Consider the following 16,598-nt stretch of genomic DNA (forward strand, 5'->3'; position numbering starts at 1 on the left):
CTAGATGCGGGGCTCCGCCGTGCCCGCACGCCGTGTCCTGATCGCCGCCGCCTGCCTGGCGCTCTCCTGGCCGCAGCCCCACGACGCCGCGGACCCGCGGTCGCCTCCACCCGCCGCCGAGGACGAGGTCGCGGCCGCACCGGCGTCGGCTGCGCCGCTGCGCGCGGGCGCCCCGGACGCGCCCGCCGCCACGGCGGCGACGCTCCCGGCCTCGGTGCTGCCGCCGCCCGCGCTCTCGCCGCACCCCTCGCCGCACCCGCTCCCGCCCGGCGCGAACGTGTTCCTCCCGGCGGCGGAGTCGGCCGCGGTCACGCTGGCGATGATGGGCTGGAACCGCTGGGTGGGCGAGGCGCCCTGGGCCGACATCACCGGCGACTCGATCGGCCGCAACCTCCGCAGCGCCTGGGTGCTCGACGACGACCAGTTCTGGATCAACCAGTTCGGCCACCCGTACCAGGGCATGTGGTCGATGACCGCGGCGCGCAGCGCCGGCCTCGGCTTCTGGGGCTCGACGCCGTACACCATCGCCTCCAGCCTGGTCTGGGAGATCGCCGGCGAGACCGAGCCGCCCTCCATCAACGACCAGATCACGACGCCCATCGGCGGCATCGTGCTCGGCGAGGTGCTGTTCCGCCTCGCGGGCATCCTGCGCGGCGACGGCAGGAACCCGTGGCGCGAGCTCGGGGCCGGGCTGCTCGCGCCCATGGACGCGCTCAACCACGGGCTGCTCCACGACGGCCACGACGAGCTGGACGAGCCGCGCGCGTGGACGCTCTCGGCCGGCCCGGTGGCCGCGCGCCTGGCGTGGGACGCGGCGGGGCCGCCGCCGGGCTGGGAGACCTCGCCCGAGGTGGCGTTCCGGATGGTGCACGGGCTCGCGTGGCACCCGGCCTTCCGCTTCGAGCGGCCGTTCGACCACTTCGAGCTGGAGGCGGCGTACGCCGGCCGCTCCAACCCCGACGCGACCCTCATCCTGCGCGGCCTGCTGGCGGGCGCGACCTACGGCGACCCGGCCGGCTGGCGCGGCGTCTACGGGCTGTACGGGAGCTTCGACCTGGACACGCCGGGCGTGTTCCGCGTCTCCACCAGCGCGCTCGGCCTCGGCACCTCCGGCGGCCGCCTCCTCGCGCACGACGTGCGGGTCGAGGGCACCGCCATCGTGTCCGGGATCCTCATCGGCGGCGGCGGGCAGGTGGCGCGCGACGCCGAGGGCAAGGGGCGCGACTACCGGCTCGGCCCGGGAGGCCAGTCGGTGCTGGAGCTGCAGCTCACCGCCGCGGAGCGCGCCACGGTGCGGCTGGGCCTGCGCAACTACCTGCTCTTCGGCGCCGGGACCATCGGCGGCGACGAGCTGATCGGCGCGGGCGACGCGGCGGTGGTGGTGCGGATCGCCGGCGAGCACGGGGTGGGCATCGAGGGCACGCTCCACACCCGCACCCTCTGGCCCGAGACGGGGGGCCGCGAGGCGTTCACCGGGCGCAGCGTGCGCGTCTTCTGGGAGATGAACGGCTTCCACGCGCCGCCCGAGCCGCTCGACCCGGCGCTGCTGACCCAGTGACCCGGTGCCGCCCGGAGGGTCCCCGGGCGGTCGGGACCGTCGGGAATCCGTGGGGGCCTGCACCGACCGGCGGGTGCGCGGTGGGCGCCGACCAGGAAACCCGCGGATCACCCGGGGGTTGCGGCTGGCAGCCCCCTTGCTACATCGACGGGTGATCCCCGTCCTCCGGAGCCCGCGAAGTGCCGAGCCAGCCCATCGTCCCCCAGGCCCGCCAGGCCCCCCAGGCCCCCGCCGCCGCGCCGGCGAAGCGCCGCTCGATGCTGCCGCACGAGCACGGCGCCTGGGGCCAGCTCGCCATGCCGCTCCTCACCGCGCTCGCCATCGCCCGGCCGGGCGCCGCCGCCTGGCTGCTCACCGCGGCGGTGGTGCTCGCGTTCGTGGCGCACGAGCCGCTGCTGATCGTGCTCGGGCAGCGGGGCCGCCGCGCCGTCGCCGAGGACGGGGCGCGCGCCCGCCGCTGGCTCGCCGCGCTCGGCGCCCTGACCGCCGCCACCGGGCTCGCCGGCATCGCGCTCGCGCCGCCCGCCGCGCGGCTCGCGCTGCTGCTCCCGGCCGCGCTCGCGGTGGTGGTGGGCGTGCTGGTCTGGCGCCGGCTCGAGAAGACGGTCGCCGGCGAGATCACGGTGGCCGCCGCGCTCGCCTCCGCCGGCTACGCGGTGGCGCTCGCCGCCGGCGCCGAGCACCCGGCCGCCCTCGCCGCGCTGCTCGCCTGGATCCTCGCGTTCGGGGCCGCCACGCTCGCGGTGCAGGTGATCCTGGTGCGCGTCCGGTCGAAGGGCGCGGCCGACCCGGGCCGCCGCCACGCCGTGCTGGCCGGCCTGCTCGCGCTCGCGGCCGTGGCGCTCAGCGCGGCCGGCCTGCCCGGCGCGCTCGCGCTCGCCACGCTCCCCACCGCGCTCTTCTCGATCGCGGTGTGCCTGGTGCGCGTCTCGCCGAAGCGGCTGCGCGAGCTGGGCTGGGCGCTGGTGGGCTCGTCGGCGGTGACGCTCGTCATCCTGGTGGTCGGCCTCCGCTGACGCGTGTCCGCCCGCCGTGCGATCCTGGCGGCGTGATCCGGTCCCGACCGCCGCTCCTCGCGCTCTGCTGCCTCGCCCTGGCGCTCGCCGCGCCGTCGGAGGCCCGCGCCCGCCGCGGCCGCTCCGCGCGCGCGGCCGACGGGCGGGTGGTGCTCGACGGCGAGGCGGCCGCGGTGCGCTGGACCGACGGCGACACCTTCCGGCTCCTCACCGGCCCGCGCGCGGGCCAGCGCGCGCGGCTCGCCGGCGTGAACACGCTCGAGACCTACGGCCCCGTCCACCGCTGGGGCGGCTGGCGGCCCGAGGCGCTGCTCGCGGTGGCGCGCGCCGCCGGGCCGCGCGCGGCCGCCGGGACCTGGGACTGCCGCAGCGTGCACGGGCGCGGCGCGCGCGATCGCTACGGGCGGCTGCTGGTGGACTGCCCCGGGCTGTCGCGCGCGCTGGTGCGCGAGGGGCTCGCGACGGTGTTCGCGATGGACGGGCCCGCCGATCCCGCGCTGCTCGCGGCGCAGCAGGAGGCGCAGCGCGCCGGCGCCGGCATGTGGGCGGAGGGCGTGCCGGACGTGATCGTCTCGAGCGCGCACTCGGCCGGCGAGGCCGGGCTGGGGCGGCGCGGGGCGTACGACCGGCTCGTGGACGCGCGCACCGGCGCCGCGACGGCGCGGCCGCACGCGCGGACGTACCGCGCCTGCGAGGAGGTGTGCGCGGGGGAGGGCCGCGGGCGCTCCTGCCTGGTCTACGTTCCGTACGAGCGCCGCTTCCGCGATCGCCCGCCCTGCCTGGGCGGCCGGTAACCGAGCCCGCGGCACCGGCTCGCGTCACCCTCCGCTCACCTGGCGTCACCCACCGTGTAGCTGCCCTGCGCACGCCAGGCTCGCTCGTTCGGGCCTACCCGGATAGGCCTTGCCTCTGGCGGGTACGGATGGAAGGACTGTGGCGAGGCGCCCGACCAGGCGCCGGGAGCCCGGACATGATCGAAGCGCACGCCTGGAACGAGAAGCTCGACCTCGGCCACGAGGCCATGGATCACGAGCACCACCTGCAGATCGCGCTCGTCACCGCGCTGACCGAGGCCATCGAGCAGGCGCGTCCCTGGATGGCCCGGCAGCTCTCGGCCCAGCTCCTCTCGTACAGCGGCATCCACTTCGGCAGCGAGGAGATGCTCATGCAGGCGAGCGCGTTCGTCGGGCTCGCCGACCACGCGTCGGAGCACCGCACCCTCCTCGAGGCGATGCGCGAGATCCAGGGGGCGCTGGAGCGCGGTGAGGACGACCTCGCGCTCGCGTTCGCGGTGGAGCTCCGCGCCGGCCTGGCCGGCCACATGGCGGGTTCCGACCGCCGCCTCGCCGATCACGTCCGCCCCGTGCAGCCGGCGGGCGCCGTGGTGATCCCCATCCGCTGATCCCCGCGGGCGCGCGCCCGCGGCTACTCGGTGTCGTGCACGTGGAAGTGCGCGTGCACCTCGACGCCGTGCGCGTGGACGTGCCGGTGCGCGAGCCCGCTCTCCACCAGCGCCCGCTCGTCGCCGAGCAGCGCGGAGGTGGGGCCGTCGTACAGGACGCCGGGGCGATCCGGCCCGAGCAGCACCGCCCGCGTGCCCAGCTCCTCCGCCAGCGTCAGGTGGTGCGTGGAGGTGACCACGGTCACCCCCTCCAGCCCGGCCAGGAAGTCCACCAGCCGCCCCGCGCTCGCGGGATCCAGGCCGGCGGTGGGCTCGTCGAGCAGCAGCACCTTCGGCCCGACCGCCATGAGCGCCGCCATCGCCACCCGCTTCTTCTCGCCGCCGGACAGCTCGAACGGCGGCCGCTCCAGCAGCGCGGTGAGCTCGAACGCGCCCGCCCAGCGGGCCACCCGCGCCTCGACCTCCGGCTCCGCGACGCCGAGCTGCCGCGGCCCGAACGCGATCTCGTCGGCGACCGACGGGTTGAACAGCATCGCGTCCACGTTCTGGAACAGGAGCGCCACCTCGCCGCGGAAGGCGCGCCGGAACGCCGCCCCGGCGAGCGCGGCGGCGTCGAGCGCGCGCCCGCGCCAGCGCACCGCGCCCTCCTGCGGGAACGCGAGCCCGTCCATGAGCTTCAGCAGCGTGGTCTTGCCGCAGCCGTTCACCCCGAGCAGCACCACCCGCTCGCCCGCGGCCACCGAGAACCGGATCTCGCGCAGCACCGGCCGCCCGCGCAGCGCCATCCGACCGACGTCCACCTCGAATTCCACGGCTAGAACCCCCGGGACCGCATGGCGTCGGACACCTCGCGCGCGTTCCGGACCGCGAGCACCAGCAGCGCGGCGGTGATGCCGCTCGCGTTCCGCACGACGTCGAGCGGCCCGGGCCGGCGCGGCAGGCGGCTGCGCAGGCCGTCGGCGGACTCGGTGGCGAGCAGCCGGAGCGCGTGGATCTGCGCGAGCGCGATCACCACCAGCCGCGTGGCCGCCGGCCAGGGCGCGAGCGCGCGGAGCAGGTTCACCCGCGCGAGCACCGAGAACGCCAGGAACGCGAGCAGGAGCGTGCGCGCGGCGAGCGCGAGGAACGGCGCGAGCGGCGGCGCGGCCGGCGCGCCGAGGCGGAGGAAGGCCCAGGACAGCCCGGACATGCCGAGCGTCACCGGCAGCACCAGCCGCGCCACCCGCGCCAGCGCGCGGGGCAGGCCGCGCCGGAACGCGACCGCGGCCGCGAGCGCCGCCAGGCCCAGGGTGCGCAGGTCGGTCACCGCCGAGAGCGCGAACGCGGCGGCGAGCCAGCCGGCCAGCAGGAGCCGCTCGCGGCGCGGGTCAGGCGGCGCCACGGAGATCCGCCCTCCGGAGGAGCGCCAGCGCCAGCAGCGTGTACAGCCCCTCCACCGGTCCGGTCACCGCCAGGCTGGGCGCGAGCAGCGCCGCCCCCGACACCGCGAACGGCACCGGGAAGTACTCCGGCGCGATCCGGTGCTGGAGCCCGAGCACGAGCGCGACCGCCCCGGCCGCCACCTGCATCGAGACCCACGCGCCGAGGAACGCCGCGGCGCGCGCGGCCCGGCGCCGCAGCAGCCGGTGCACGGCCCAGCCGGCGAGCGGGCCGAGCAGGCCCATGGCGAGCGCGTTCACCGCCAGCACCGTGACGCCGCCCGCCCCGAAGAACAGCGCCTGCAGCAAGAGCACGAGCGACTGGCACAGGAACGCGAGCAGCGGGTCGTACAGGAGCGCGAGCAGCGTCACGCCCACGAGGTGCGTGGAGGTGCCGCCCGGCACCGGGATGGCGAGGGTCTGCACCACGAACGCGAGCGCGGTCAGCGCGCCCACCACCGGCAGCGCGTCGGCGGCGTCGCGCCCGAGGTGGCGGCGGGCGGCCAGCGCCCACAGCGGCGCCGCGGCCGCGTAGGCCGGGAGCGTGATGGCGGGCGAGAGGAAGCCGTCCGGGACGTGCATCGGCTAGCCCCTGCGGCCAGCGCGCTGGCTCACGGGCGGGCGCCCCGGCGGCGCTGGATCAGGAACAGCGCCGCGAAGATCGCCGCGACGACGGCCGCCCCGACGAGCGGGCGCAGCACGAAGCCCGCGCCGGGCCCGGACGGCGCGGTCGGCCCCTGCGCGCCGGAGATCTGCACGGTGGTGTCGAGCCCGTGCCCGCCCGGATCGACCACCTTCACCCGCCAGGCCCCGGGCACGTCGGGCACGAACGCGATCCAGCCGGCGCGGTCGGTGCGACCCGCCTGCCAGGGCGCGCGCGGGTCGGACGGGGACCACAGCTCGTAGGCGCGATCCCCGAGCGGCTCGCCGTCGGACTCGAACACGCGCAGCCCGGCGGCGTGCCCGGGCACCAGCTCGTGCAGCACCTCGTGGCCGCGGGCGGCGGCGGGGGCGAGCAGCAGGGACAGCAGGACGAGCACGGCGCGCATCGGCGAGGCTCCCGGCGCCGGACGCCGGGGGCGCGGGCGCGTAGCACGATTCCGATGGGCGTGATACTGGAGTCCCGCGGCGGGGTCAACCGGACGGGACGACGCAGGCGGCGCGCGGGGGCCCTTCAGCCGAGGTCGTGCCCGGCGGTGGCCGGCACGAGCTTGCCGTACTTCACGCCCTTGGTCGCGACCAGGCTCTCGCCCATCGCGACGACGTCCTTGCCCCGCCCGCGGAGCACCAGCACCTCGAGGCAGTTGTGCGGGTCCATGTGGACGTGCAGCGCCGAGACCACCGCCCGGTGGTTCTCGTGCTGGATGTGCGCGAGCTTCTGCGCCAGGCTGGACGAGTCGTGGTCGTAGACCAGCGTCACCACCGCCACGCGCTCCTCGCGCCCCGAGGACTCGGTGAACGCGCGCTGCACCAGCGCGTCGCGGATGAGGTCGCGGATCGCCTCCGAGCGGTTGACGTAGCCCTTCTCGGCGATCAGCTTGTCGAACTGCTCGAGCAGCCCGTCCTCGAGCGAGATCCCGATGCGCTCCAGCATGTGGCCTCCGTGCGCGCCGACGCTACCGGAGGGCGGCCCCGCCCACAACTGCGCCGCGCCGGGACGGGCCGCGGGCGCCGGGCCGTGTTACCTCCCAGGCCATGACGCCGCCCGCTCGCCCCCCGCTCCGGCTCGCCGTCGTCGGCCACGTCGAGCACGTCACCATCGGCCGCGTGCCGGCGGTGCCGCGCGCCGGCGAGATCGCGCACCTCCAGGCGCCGCGCTGGTTCCCGGGCGGCGGGGGCGGGGTCGCGTTCTGGCAGCTCGCCCGCTCGCCGGCCGAGGTGCTGCTGTACACCGCGCTCGGCGACGACGAGGCCGGCGCGCAGGTGGAGCGGGCGCTCGGCGCGGCCGGCGCGCGCGTGCGCGTGCACGCGGCGCGCCGCGCCGAGCCGCACACCCGCGACCTCGTCCTGCTCACGCCCGACGGCGAGCGGACCATCGTGGTGGTCGGCGAGCCGCTGCACCCGCGCGCCGACGACCCGCTGCCCTGGGGCGCGCTGTCCGGCTGCGACGCCGCGTACTTCACCGCGCAGGATCCCGCCGCGCTCCGCGCCGCCCGGGCGGCGCGGCTGCTGGTGGTCACCGCCCGCCGCCGCGAGGCGCTGGCCCGGTCCGGCGTGGCGGCCGACGTGGTGGTGGGGAGCCGCCTCGACGCGCGCGAGGTGAGCGCGCGCGCCGACTACCCGGTGCCGCCGGCCGCGCTCGTGCTCACCGAGGGTGCGGCCGGTGGGATCATCGAGACCGCCGCCGGGGTGGAGCGCTTCCCGGCGCCGCCCTCGCCCGAGGCCGTCGGCGGCGCCTACGGCGCGGGCGACAGCTTCGCCGGCGCGCTCGTGTTCTTCCTCGCGGCGGGGCTGCCGCTCCGCGACGCCTGCGCGGCGGCGGGCCGCCACGGGGCGGCGGTGCTGCGCGCGGTGGACCCGCGCGACGGCCAGCTCCCGCTGGAGGCGCCGTGAGCGGCGCGCGGCGGCAGCGCCCGCTCGTCCTGCTCGCGCCGGGCGCGGGCGCGCCGTCCACCTCGGCGTGGATGGAGCGCTGGGCCGGGCACCTCTCCGCCCTCGGCGAGGTGGGCCGCTTCGACTACCCCTACCGGCTCGCCGGCCGCCGCTCGCCGGACCGGCTGCCGGTGCTGCTCGAGGCGCACCGGGCCGCGCTCCGGGCGCTGCGCGGCCGCTCGCGCCGGCCGGTGGTGCTGGCGGGGAAGTCGATGGGCTCGCGCGTCGGCTGCCACCTCGCGCTCGAGGAGGAGGTCGCGGCGCTGGTGTGCCTCGGCTACCCGCTGCGCGGCGCCTCGGGCGCGCTGCGCGACGAGGTGCTGCTGGCGCTCCGCGCGCCCGTCCTGTTCGTGCAGGGGACCCGCGATCCGCTCTGCCCGCTCGACGCGCTCGAGGGCGTGCGCCGGCGCATGCGCGCGCCGAGCGCGCTGCACGTGGTGGAGGACGGGAACCACTCGCTCGAGGCGGGCGTGCGCGCGCTCCGGGCCCGCGGCACCACGCAGGCGGAGGTCGAGGCCCGCGCCCTGGAGGCGGTGCGCACCTTCCTGGCCGACGCCCTCCGCTGAACGGGGGCGCTGTACCGGCCCGTACGCGCGGGCGTACCATCCGGTACACCGGGGGGCGCTCCGGGCGGCGCAACCCCGCGAGATCCGGTGCGGCACGCGGGTTGCTCTGGGATCCGGTCGAGCCGCATGTCGCGGCGCAGTGAGGACACCATGAAGCGATGGATCATCGGAGCCGCAGCGGCGCTGCTCGCCTCCGGCGCCGCCCGCGCGCAGACCACCCCCACCACCGACCCGGTCCAGCAGCAGGATCACGATCGCCTGCACGACGGCACCGGCGCCGGCACCGGCGACCAGGTCCGCCAGCACGACCGCCTCCACGACGGCAGCGGGATCGGCGACCCGGTCCGGCAGATGGCGAAGGACCCGGCGCACCAGGCGGATCCCACCGCCATGGGCGACCAGGTCCGTGAGATGGCGCAGGATCGCGACCGGCTGCACGACGGCGCCGGCACGGGGGACCAGACCCGCGCGCGGATGCACGACCAGGCGCGCGCCCAGATGCACGAGGCGATGATGCAGCACGCGCCGGTGGGCGCCGCCCACCCCGAGCTGCCCGGCCAGGCGATGCAGGGCATGGCCCAGCGCAGCGCGGCCGAGGCGCGCGAGGCGCAGGCCACCCGCGCGGCCGAGCGGCACGCGCTCCGGCACCAGGCGGGCCAGGCCGCGACGCAGCGGCCGGAGGGCGCGCAGGGGCACCACGGCACCGGCCACGGCGAGGGCATGAACGGCGCGGGCGAGTGCGGCGAGGCCGCGGGCGCGCGCCACCTGATGGAGATGCACGGCGGCACCATGGGCGGCCACGGCGGGACCGGCGGCATGGACGGCGGGTCCGGCACCGGCGGCGGCACGGGCGACCACGGCGGGATGCACTGAGCGGTGCGGCCGTGAGCATGCACGCCCTGATCCTCCTCGGAGTCGCGCTCGCGGCCGGCGCGGACGCCGGCGAGCACCTGCTCGCCGGCGCACGCCATTTCCGCGAGGGGCGCTACACCGAGGCGCTGGTGGAGTTCCGGGTCGCCGAGCGGATGGGCGATCCGGACGCGCGGCCGTACGCCGGCGCGACCCTGGTCAAGCTGGGCCGTCCCGAGGAGGCGCTCGAGGCGTTCGGGACCGGCGCGGCCGCGGGCGGCGACGCGCTCATCGCCTACTACCAGGCGCTCGCGTGCTACGACGCGCGCCTGTACCTCTGCGCCGACGCGCTGCTCGCGGGCGTCGGCGAGCGCTCCGGGCCGCGCGTCGCCGCCGAGGCGGCGCGGCTCCGCGCCGACATCGCCCGGACGCTGCGCGCGGAGCCCTCCACCGCCGCGGTGGACTTCTACCTGGCGCGGTGCCAGGCGCTGGGCGGCGAGCGGCGCCCCGCCGCCGCGGCCGCGTTCTGCCGCGAGGCCGCGGGGCTCTCCGCCCGGCGGCGCGACGGCTACCGCCGCGACGACGCGCGCAAGCTGCTCGCCGGGCTCACCGCCCGCGCCGAGGCGGCGGAGGCACGCCCGTGATCGCCGCCCTCCTGCTCGCCGCGGCCGCCGCGGCCACCTCGCCCTGCGCGCCGGTCGCCGCGGCCGCTGCGCCGGACGCGTCCGCCGCCGCCGAGTACCGCGCCGTGGCGGAGGCGGCGCTCGGCGCCGGCGACCGCGGCACCGCCGCCGCCGCGTTCCGGGCGGCGGCCGAGCGCGATCCCGCCGACGCGCGCTCGCGCGCCGCGCTCGCGAAGCTGTGCGCGGCAGGGCCGGCCGGCCCGGATCCGTTCGAGGAGGGGCTGCGGCTGCTCGACGCCGGCGAGACGCGCCAGGCCGCCGACGCGTTCGCCGCCGCGCGCGCCGCCGGGGCAGGGGAGTCCGCCGCGCTGCTGGAGGGCATCTGCCGCTACGATCTGGGCGAGGACGACGCGGCGCGGCCGCTGCTCCGCGAGGCGGAGCGGGTGCCGGCGCACCGCGAGCTGGCCCGGCTCTACCTCGGCCTCGTCGCGCTCCGCGCCGGCCAGGGCGCCGAGGCGGCCTCGCTGTTCGACGCCGCCACCGCCAGCCCGGCCCTGGCGCGCATGGCCACCGACCTGTCGCGCCTCGCCAGCCGCGACGGCCGGCTGGTGCTGTCGGCCTGGGCCGAGAGCGGCTGGGACTCCAACGTGACGCTGGCGTCGCCCGGCTCCGCGGGCAGCGGCGACGCGGACGGCATCTGGGCCGTCGGCGCGACCGGGCTGTGGCGGCCGCGCGGCGCGGCGGGCCCGTACCTCCGGGCCGGCGGCGCCGCGCACGAGCAGTTCCAGCTCGGCGCCTACGACCTCGCGGCGCTCGACGGCGCGGCCGGCTGGCAGATGCGCGCCGGCGCGGCCTCGCTGCTCGCCGAGTACGCCTACGGCTACCGCACGCTGGCGGGCGATCGATACCTCTCCGCGCACCGGCTGCTCGCGTCGGCCGGCCTGCCGATCGGCCGGGCGGTGCTCTCCGGGACCGCGTTCGTGCGCCTCGAGTCGTACTCGGGCGCGTACGATCCGTTCTCCGGCGTGCTCACCCGCGGCGAGGTGAAGCTGGCGTTCCCGGTCGGCCTGGCCTGGCTCGGCCTCGCCTACGGCGCCGGCCGCGACGCGGCCGACGTCGGCTACCTGTCCTGGGTGGAGCACGGTCCCCGCGCCGAGCTGCGCCTGCCGCTCGGCGCGCGCGCCCGCCTCGCCGGCGAGGTCGGCGCCTCCTTCCGCACGTACGACGCGGCGGACCCGGTGCTGCTCGACACGCGGCGCGACACCTACCTCGACGCGGCGCTGCTCGGCGAGCTCGACCTGGGCCGCCGGCTCACCGCGCGCCTGGGCCTGCAGGCCCGCCGCGCGCTCTCCAGCATCCCGTCGCTCGAGTACGACAAGCTCGTGCCCACCGTCGGGCTGCAGTGGACGGCGGGGTACTGATGGGCCGCGCGCTCGCGCCGCTGCTCGCCGGCCTGCTCGGACTGGCCGGCGCGCTCGGCGCGACGCTCGCGCTCCACCGCGCCGCCTCCGCAGCGCTGGATCGCGTGCTCGAGGAGCGGCTCGCCGGCGCGGGCGCCACCGCCGCCGAGCTGCTCGGCCGCGCCGGCGCGGACCCGGCCGCGCTCCGCGCGGTGATGGCCGCGAACGGGCTGGAGGGCGCGTACCTCGTCGATCGCGACCTCCGGGTGCTCGCCGACGCCACCGGCGCGGCCGGCGGGCGCGCCGACCTGCTCCGGGCGGACCCGGCGCGGGTGGCGCGCGCGCTGCGCGGCGAGCCCTCGGTGGCGTTCGCCTATGCGGTCGGGGACCTCCCGGTCGCGACCGGCTACTTCCCGGTGCGCGGGCCGGACGGCGCGCCGGTGGCCGCGCTGGCGCTCGAGGCGGGGCAGGGCTTCGCGGCCGCGCGCGCCGGCCTGCGGCGGGCGCTGTGGACCGGGGTGGCGCTCTCGGCGCTGGCCGCGCTGGCGCTGGCGCTCGGGGCGGCCGGCTTCGCGCGGGCGGAGCGCCGCTCGGCGCAGGCCGCGGCGCGGGCCGCCCGCGGCGAGGCGCTCGCGACCATGGCCGCCATGGTGGCGCACGAGATCCGCAACCCGCTCGGCGTCATCCGCGGCGCGGCCGAGCTGGTCCGCGCGCGCTCCGGGGCCGCGCTCGCGCCGCGCGACCAGGAGGCGCTCGCCGACGTGCTCGGCGAGGTGGAGCGGCTGCGCCGCCTCACCGAGGACTTCCTGGACCTGGCGCGCGACCCGGCCATCGCCGCCGAGCCGGCCGACCTCGCCGAGCTCGCCGCGGAGGCGGCGCGCGCGCTGGGCCGCGCCCACCCGTCGGTCGAGGTGGCGCTCTCGGTGCCGCCGCTCCGGGTGCGCGCCGACGCGGCGCGGGTGCGCCAGGTGCTCGCGAACCTGCTCGAGAACGCGGCGCTGGCCGGGGCGCGCCGGGTCGCGGTCACCGGCGGCCCGGCCGGCCCGATGGCGCGGCTGGAGGTGCGCGACGACGGGCCGGGCGTGGACGCGGCGGTGCGCGCGCGCCTGTTCGAGCCGTTCGCGAGCGGCCGCGCCCGCGGCGCCGGCCTGGGGCTCGCCATCTCCCGGCGCATCGCCGAGCGGCACGGCGGCGCGCTCGAGCTCGCCGACCCGGGCCCGCCCGGCGCGGCCTTCGCGCTCACCCTGCCGCTCGAGCCCGGATAGGATCGCCGCATGTCCCGCGTGCTGGTGGTGGACGACGAGCCCAAGCTCGGCCGCTTCGTGCAGGAGATGCTGGAGCTGGACGGGCACGAGGTGGTGCGCGCCGGGGGCGGGGTCGAGGCGCTGGCGCGGCTCGGCGAGGGGGCGTTCGACGTGGTCGTGACCGACCTGCGCATGCCGCAGGTGGACGGCCTCGCGGTGCTCCGCGCCGCGCGCGCGCGCACCCCGCCGCCCGAGGTGGTGATGATGACCGCGCACGGCTCGGCCGAGAGCGCGGTCGAGGCCATGAAGGCGGGCGCGGCCGACTACGTGACGAAGCCGTTCCCGATGGACGAGCTGCGGCTGCGGGTGCGCCGGCTCGCCGAGCAGCGCGCCGCCGCGGCGCGGAGCGCCGGGCTGGTGGCGCGCCTCGCCCCGGACCTGGTGGCGGAGAGCGCGGGCATGCGCGCGGCGGTGGCGGCCGCCGAGCAGGTGGCGGCCACCGACGCGACCGTGCTCCTGCTCGGCGAGAGCGGCACCGGGAAGAGCCAGCTCGCGCGGCTCGTCCACTGGCGCAGCCGGCGCGCGGCCGGGCCGCTGGTGGAGGTGCACTGCGCGGCGCTGCCCGACACGCTGCTCGAGGGCGAGCTGTTCGGCCACGAGCGCGGCGCGTTCACCGGCGCGGCGCAGCGCCGCCCCGGCCACCTGGCCGCCGCCGACGGGGGCACGCTGTTCCTCGACGAGATCGGCGAGATCCCGCCGTCCACGCAGGTGAAGCTGCTCCGGTTCCTGCAGGACCGCAGCTTCGTGCCGCTCGGCGCGACCGCGCCGCGGACGGTGGACGCCCGGGTGGTGGCGGCGACGAACCGCGACCTCGCCGCGGCGGTCGGCGCGGGCGCGTTCCGCGAGGACCTCTACTACCGGCTCGACGTCTTCGCGATCCGCGTGCCGCCGCTCCGCGAGCGGCGCGAGGACGTGCTGCCCATCGCCGAGCGCCACCTGGCCGGCCACGGCGTGCCCCCCGAGCGGCTCGGCCCCGACGCGCGTGCGCGGCTGCTGGAGCGCCCCTGGCCGGGGAACGTCCGCGAGCTGGAGAACGCGCTCGAGCGCGCGCTCATCCTGGCGGGCGAGGGGGAGATCCGCGCCGAGCACGTCGCGCCCGGCGCGGCGCCGCGGGCCGCCGGGCGCGCCGCCGAGCTGCTGGTGGAGGGCTTCGGCCTGGACGCGTTCGAGCGCGAGGTGATCGAGGCCGCGCTCGCGCGCGCCGGCGGGAACAAGACGCGCGCCGCGAGGCTGCTCGGGGTGACCCGGCGCCGCCTGTACTCGCTGCTCGCGAGCCACGGGCTCGCGGTGGAGGGCGGCGAGCGGGACTGACGCCGCGCGGCCGGCCCGACCTACCCGCCGCTCGCGGCCGCCGGCTTCGCGCCGAGCAGCGTGGCGAGGTCGCCGGGGTAGACCTTGCCGCCGTACACGTAGCTCGGGGTCCCGCGCACGCCGGCCTGGATGGCGCTCTCGATGTCGTCGGCGAGACGCTTCTCGGTCCCGGGCGAGGAGAGGCAGGCGTCGAAGCGCGGCAGGTCGAGCCCGATCCGCCGGGCCAGCTCCCGCACCGGCGCCTTCTCCGCCTGGTTGCGGAACAAGGCGTCGTCCATCTGCTCGAACCGGCCCTGCGCCTCGGCGCAGATGGCCGCGCGGGCGAGATCGCAGGCGCCCACGTGGAACGGCCGGGTGAGCTTCGGGTTGCAGGTGTCGTCGAGCGGGAAGTGGCGCCGCACCACCTTCACGTCGGGCCGGGACGCCAGGATGGGCTTGTTGGCCTCGTGGCTCCTGGCGCAGAACGGGCACTCGTAGTCGCTGTACTCGTACAGCACGATCGAGCCGGGCGGGCCCAGGCTCGCGGCCGGCGCGGCGGCGGGCGCGCCCGCCGGGGCGGGCGGCGGGCCGGCGTAGCGGGCCAGCAGCCCGCCCGAGGCGGCCAGGAGCGCGAGCGCGGCCGTCGCCGACGCGAGCGGGCGCGCGCGCAGCGTGGCCACGTCGGCCCGGAGCGCGGCCGCGGGGCCGCCGGCGCGCCGCGCCAGGGCGAACGAGCAGCCGGCGAGCGCGAACGACACCAGCCACGAGCCCGCGCACACGATGCACAGCGAGCCGATCACCAGCTCGGAGATCGCCGCCAGGAACACGGCCCCGGCCGCCATGAACGCCGACGCGGCGAACAGGAGCCCGGCCGGCCATCCGGAGTCCCCGCGCGGCCGCCGGAGCGCCGAGAGCGCGAGCGCGGCGACGACGAGGTACGCCAGGAGGCCCCAGGCCGCGAGGGGCACCCCGAGCAGCGACGACCAGGCGCTCAGGGCGACCTTGTCGCAGTTCACGCGCTCGGAGATGGCGCAGAAGCTGGACGCACCGCCTGCGTGGGCGCGGCCGTGGAGGAGGGTCAGCTCGGCGGCGAGGCCGGCGCCGGCCAGCGCCAGGACGAGGATGGCGAGCGCGAGCGCGCGCGAGCGGGCGGGGGGCCCCCCGCGATCGGGCTGCTTGCCCCTGGAGGTGTCGGGAACGTGGGATGCGGGCACGGGGGGATGGTAACCGGAAGTCGCCCGGGCGTCCTGCCTCGCGGTGCCCCCCGCCGTCAGGCGGGGGACTCGAGCGGAAGGCGGAGCGAGAACCGGGCCCCCTTGCCGCTCGCGCTCTCGACCGCGATGTCGCCGCCGTGCGCGTTCAGGATCTGCCGCGCGGTCCACAGGCCGACGCCGAGCCCGGGGTAGTGCGCCACCGGCGCGGCGCGCTCGAACCGCTCGAACACGCGCGACTGGTCCTCCGGCGCGATGCCCGGCCCCCGGTCCTCGATGACGACCAGCGCGCGGCGGTCGTCGCGGCTGGCGGTGACCTCGATCGGCGAGCGCCCGCCGTACTTCACCGCGTTCCCGAGCACCGCCGCGATCGCGTCGGCCACCCGGCGGCGGTCCCACCGGCCGGGGATCGGCCCGGGGGCGTGCACGCTGAGCGCGGTCCCCTTGCGCCGGACGTCGGGCTCGAAGCGCGCCGCCACCTCCTGCACCAGCTCGGACAGGTCGAACGGGGCCGGCTCGAGCTGCAGGGCGCCGCGCGACATCTCGGCGAGGTCGAGGAGCCCGCTCACGAGCTCCCCCAGCCGCGCCACGTGGCGCTGGAGCTGGTGGAGCCGCTCCACCTGCTGCCCGGTGACCGGCTGCCCCTCGTGCGTCTGCCGGGCGAGCGACTGGGCCACGAGCTGCACGCAGGTGAGCGGGGTGCGCAGCTCGTGCGACGCGACCGCCAGGAAGTCGTCGCGGGACCGCACCGCCTCGCGGGCCTCGGCCAGGTTCCGCCGCGCCTCCTCCCCGCGCCGGCGCTCGGTCAGGTCGCGCGTGATCTTCGCGAACCCGCGGAGCGCGCCGTCCGGGCCGCGGAGCGCGGTGACCACCACGCTCGCGAAGAACCGCGTGCCGTCCCGGCGCACGCGCCAGCCCTCGTCCTCGCTCGAGCCCTGCTCGGCCGCCTCGAGCAGCTCCGCGTCGGGCTTGCCGCGGCGCACGTCCTCGGGCGTGAAGAACACCGCGAAGTGCCGCCCCACGATCTCGTGCGCCGGGTAGCCCTTGATCCGCTCCGCGCCCGGGTTCCAGGTGAGCACGTGGCCCGACGGATCGAGCATGAAGATCGCGTACTCCTTCACGCTGTCCACCAGCAGGCGGAGGAGCTGCTCCTGCTCCTGCAGGTGTCCCGGGCCGGCCGGGTGCGGGCGGTGATCGCTGGGGTCGCTCATCGTCTCGAGGCACGAGGTGCACCGCGCCAGCGCGAACGCTCGCGCGCACCCGACGGGGGGAATCTTGCCTCGACGCGCGGCTGGCGCCGCGGCAGTTCGACGCCCGCCCCAACAGGTTCCGCGGCGCGGGACGCGCGGCGACGTGCGGACGCCCGGCC

Annotated in this window: 18 protein-coding genes; 11 read left to right on the plus strand and 7 right to left on the minus strand. The window is 78.2% G+C overall.

The features are described from left to right. Positions 1-19: 19 nt before the first annotated feature. The 4 genes from ANAEK_RS02580 (at position 20) to ANAEK_RS02595 (ending at position 3,976) form a co-directional block, all read left to right on the plus strand. Positions 20-1,558, plus strand: a complete 1,539-nt coding sequence (locus ANAEK_RS02580; protein ID WP_232288350.1) for a DUF3943 domain-containing protein — start codon at positions 20-22, stop codon at positions 1,556-1,558. Between the two features lie 179 nt (positions 1,559-1,737). Then, on the plus strand, positions 1,738-2,574 hold the full coding sequence (locus ANAEK_RS02585) for a YwiC-like family protein (RefSeq protein WP_012524594.1): 837 nt from the start codon (positions 1,738-1,740) through the stop codon (positions 2,572-2,574). Positions 2,575-2,606: 32 nt separating this feature from the next. Then, positions 2,607-3,368, plus strand: coding sequence for a thermonuclease family protein (locus tag ANAEK_RS02590; RefSeq protein ID WP_012524595.1), 762 nt, complete (start codon positions 2,607-2,609; stop codon positions 3,366-3,368). Positions 3,369-3,544: 176 nt separating this feature from the next. Further along, positions 3,545-3,976, plus strand: coding sequence for a bacteriohemerythrin (locus tag ANAEK_RS02595; protein ID WP_012524596.1), 432 nt, complete (start codon positions 3,545-3,547; stop codon positions 3,974-3,976). Between the two features lie 23 nt (positions 3,977-3,999). On the opposite strand, the gene ANAEK_RS02600 is transcribed toward ANAEK_RS02595, so the two are convergent. The 5 genes from ANAEK_RS02600 to nikR all read right to left on the minus strand — a co-directional run bounded on the left by ANAEK_RS02600 (position 4,000) and on the right by nikR (position 6,988). Beyond that, positions 4,000-4,788 (minus strand): energy-coupling factor ABC transporter ATP-binding protein, encoded by a 789-nt coding sequence (locus tag ANAEK_RS02600; protein WP_232288351.1) that lies wholly within the window; start codon positions 4,786-4,788, stop codon positions 4,000-4,002. Between the two features lie 2 nt (positions 4,789-4,790). Then, positions 4,791-5,357, minus strand: a complete 567-nt coding sequence (locus ANAEK_RS02605) for a hypothetical protein (protein ID WP_012524598.1) — start codon at positions 5,355-5,357, stop codon at positions 4,791-4,793. After that, positions 5,344-5,976: an energy-coupling factor ABC transporter permease gene (locus ANAEK_RS02610; RefSeq protein WP_012524599.1), complete on the minus strand. Its 633-nt coding sequence runs from the start codon at positions 5,974-5,976 to the stop codon at positions 5,344-5,346. The genes ANAEK_RS02605 and ANAEK_RS02610 overlap by 14 nt, the downstream gene beginning before the upstream one ends. Before the next feature lie 29 nt (positions 5,977-6,005). Then, positions 6,006-6,443 carry a hypothetical protein gene (locus tag ANAEK_RS02615; RefSeq protein ID WP_012524600.1) on the minus strand — a complete coding sequence of 146 codons (438 nt, stop codon included), beginning with the start codon at positions 6,441-6,443 and terminating at the stop codon, positions 6,006-6,008. A 125-nt stretch (positions 6,444-6,568) separates the two neighbouring features. After that, a complete protein-coding gene (gene nikR / locus ANAEK_RS02620; protein ID WP_012524601.1) occupies positions 6,569-6,988 on the minus strand; it encodes a nickel-responsive transcriptional regulator NikR in 420 nt (139 codons plus the stop codon). A 101-nt stretch (positions 6,989-7,089) separates the two neighbouring features. Here nikR and ANAEK_RS02625 point away from each other — a divergent pair, with 101 nt between their 5' ends. From ANAEK_RS02625 to ANAEK_RS02655, 7 genes are all read left to right on the plus strand, one after another. Further along, a complete protein-coding gene (locus ANAEK_RS02625; protein ID WP_012524602.1) occupies positions 7,090-7,947 on the plus strand; it encodes a PfkB family carbohydrate kinase in 858 nt (285 codons plus the stop codon). Further along, on the plus strand, positions 7,944-8,552 hold the full coding sequence (locus tag ANAEK_RS02630) for an alpha/beta family hydrolase (protein WP_012524603.1): 609 nt from the start codon (positions 7,944-7,946) through the stop codon (positions 8,550-8,552). The genes ANAEK_RS02625 and ANAEK_RS02630 overlap by 4 nt, the downstream gene beginning before the upstream one ends. A 150-nt stretch (positions 8,553-8,702) precedes the next feature. Next, the gene (locus ANAEK_RS02635) at positions 8,703-9,425 is read left to right on the plus strand and encodes a hypothetical protein (protein WP_012524604.1); all 723 of its coding nucleotides are present in this window, start codon (positions 8,703-8,705) and stop codon (positions 9,423-9,425) included. 17 nt (positions 9,426-9,442) lie between these two features. Continuing rightward, complete coding sequence (locus ANAEK_RS02640; protein ID WP_012524605.1) at positions 9,443-10,045, plus strand: hypothetical protein; 603 nt, start codon at positions 9,443-9,445, stop codon at positions 10,043-10,045. Beyond that, on the plus strand, positions 10,042-11,445 hold the full coding sequence (locus ANAEK_RS02645) for a hypothetical protein (RefSeq protein ID WP_012524606.1): 1,404 nt from the start codon (positions 10,042-10,044) through the stop codon (positions 11,443-11,445). The genes ANAEK_RS02640 and ANAEK_RS02645 overlap by 4 nt, the downstream gene beginning before the upstream one ends. Continuing rightward, positions 11,445-12,689 (plus strand): PAS domain-containing sensor histidine kinase, encoded by a 1,245-nt coding sequence (locus ANAEK_RS02650; RefSeq protein WP_012524607.1) that lies wholly within the window; start codon positions 11,445-11,447, stop codon positions 12,687-12,689. The genes ANAEK_RS02645 and ANAEK_RS02650 overlap by 1 nt, the downstream gene beginning before the upstream one ends. Positions 12,690-12,698: 9 nt before the next feature. Continuing rightward, positions 12,699-14,039, plus strand: coding sequence for a sigma-54 dependent transcriptional regulator (locus tag ANAEK_RS02655; RefSeq protein WP_012524608.1), 1,341 nt, complete (start codon positions 12,699-12,701; stop codon positions 14,037-14,039). 20 nt (positions 14,040-14,059) lie between these two features. Here the strand turns inward: ANAEK_RS02655 and ANAEK_RS02660 are convergent, their stop codons facing one another. Both ANAEK_RS02660 and ANAEK_RS02665 read right to left on the minus strand, forming a co-directional pair. After that, positions 14,060-15,232, minus strand: coding sequence for a vitamin K epoxide reductase family protein (locus ANAEK_RS02660; protein WP_012524609.1), 1,173 nt, complete (start codon positions 15,230-15,232; stop codon positions 14,060-14,062). A gap of 56 nt (positions 15,233-15,288) precedes the next feature. After that, complete coding sequence (locus ANAEK_RS02665) at positions 15,289-16,440, minus strand: PAS domain-containing sensor histidine kinase (RefSeq protein ID WP_012524610.1); 1,152 nt, start codon at positions 16,438-16,440, stop codon at positions 15,289-15,291. Positions 16,441-16,598 lie beyond the last annotated feature (158 nt).

It is taken from the genome of Anaeromyxobacter sp. K (assembly GCF_000020805.1).
GTDB lineage: Bacteria > Myxococcota > Myxococcia > Myxococcales > Anaeromyxobacteraceae > Anaeromyxobacter > Anaeromyxobacter dehalogenans.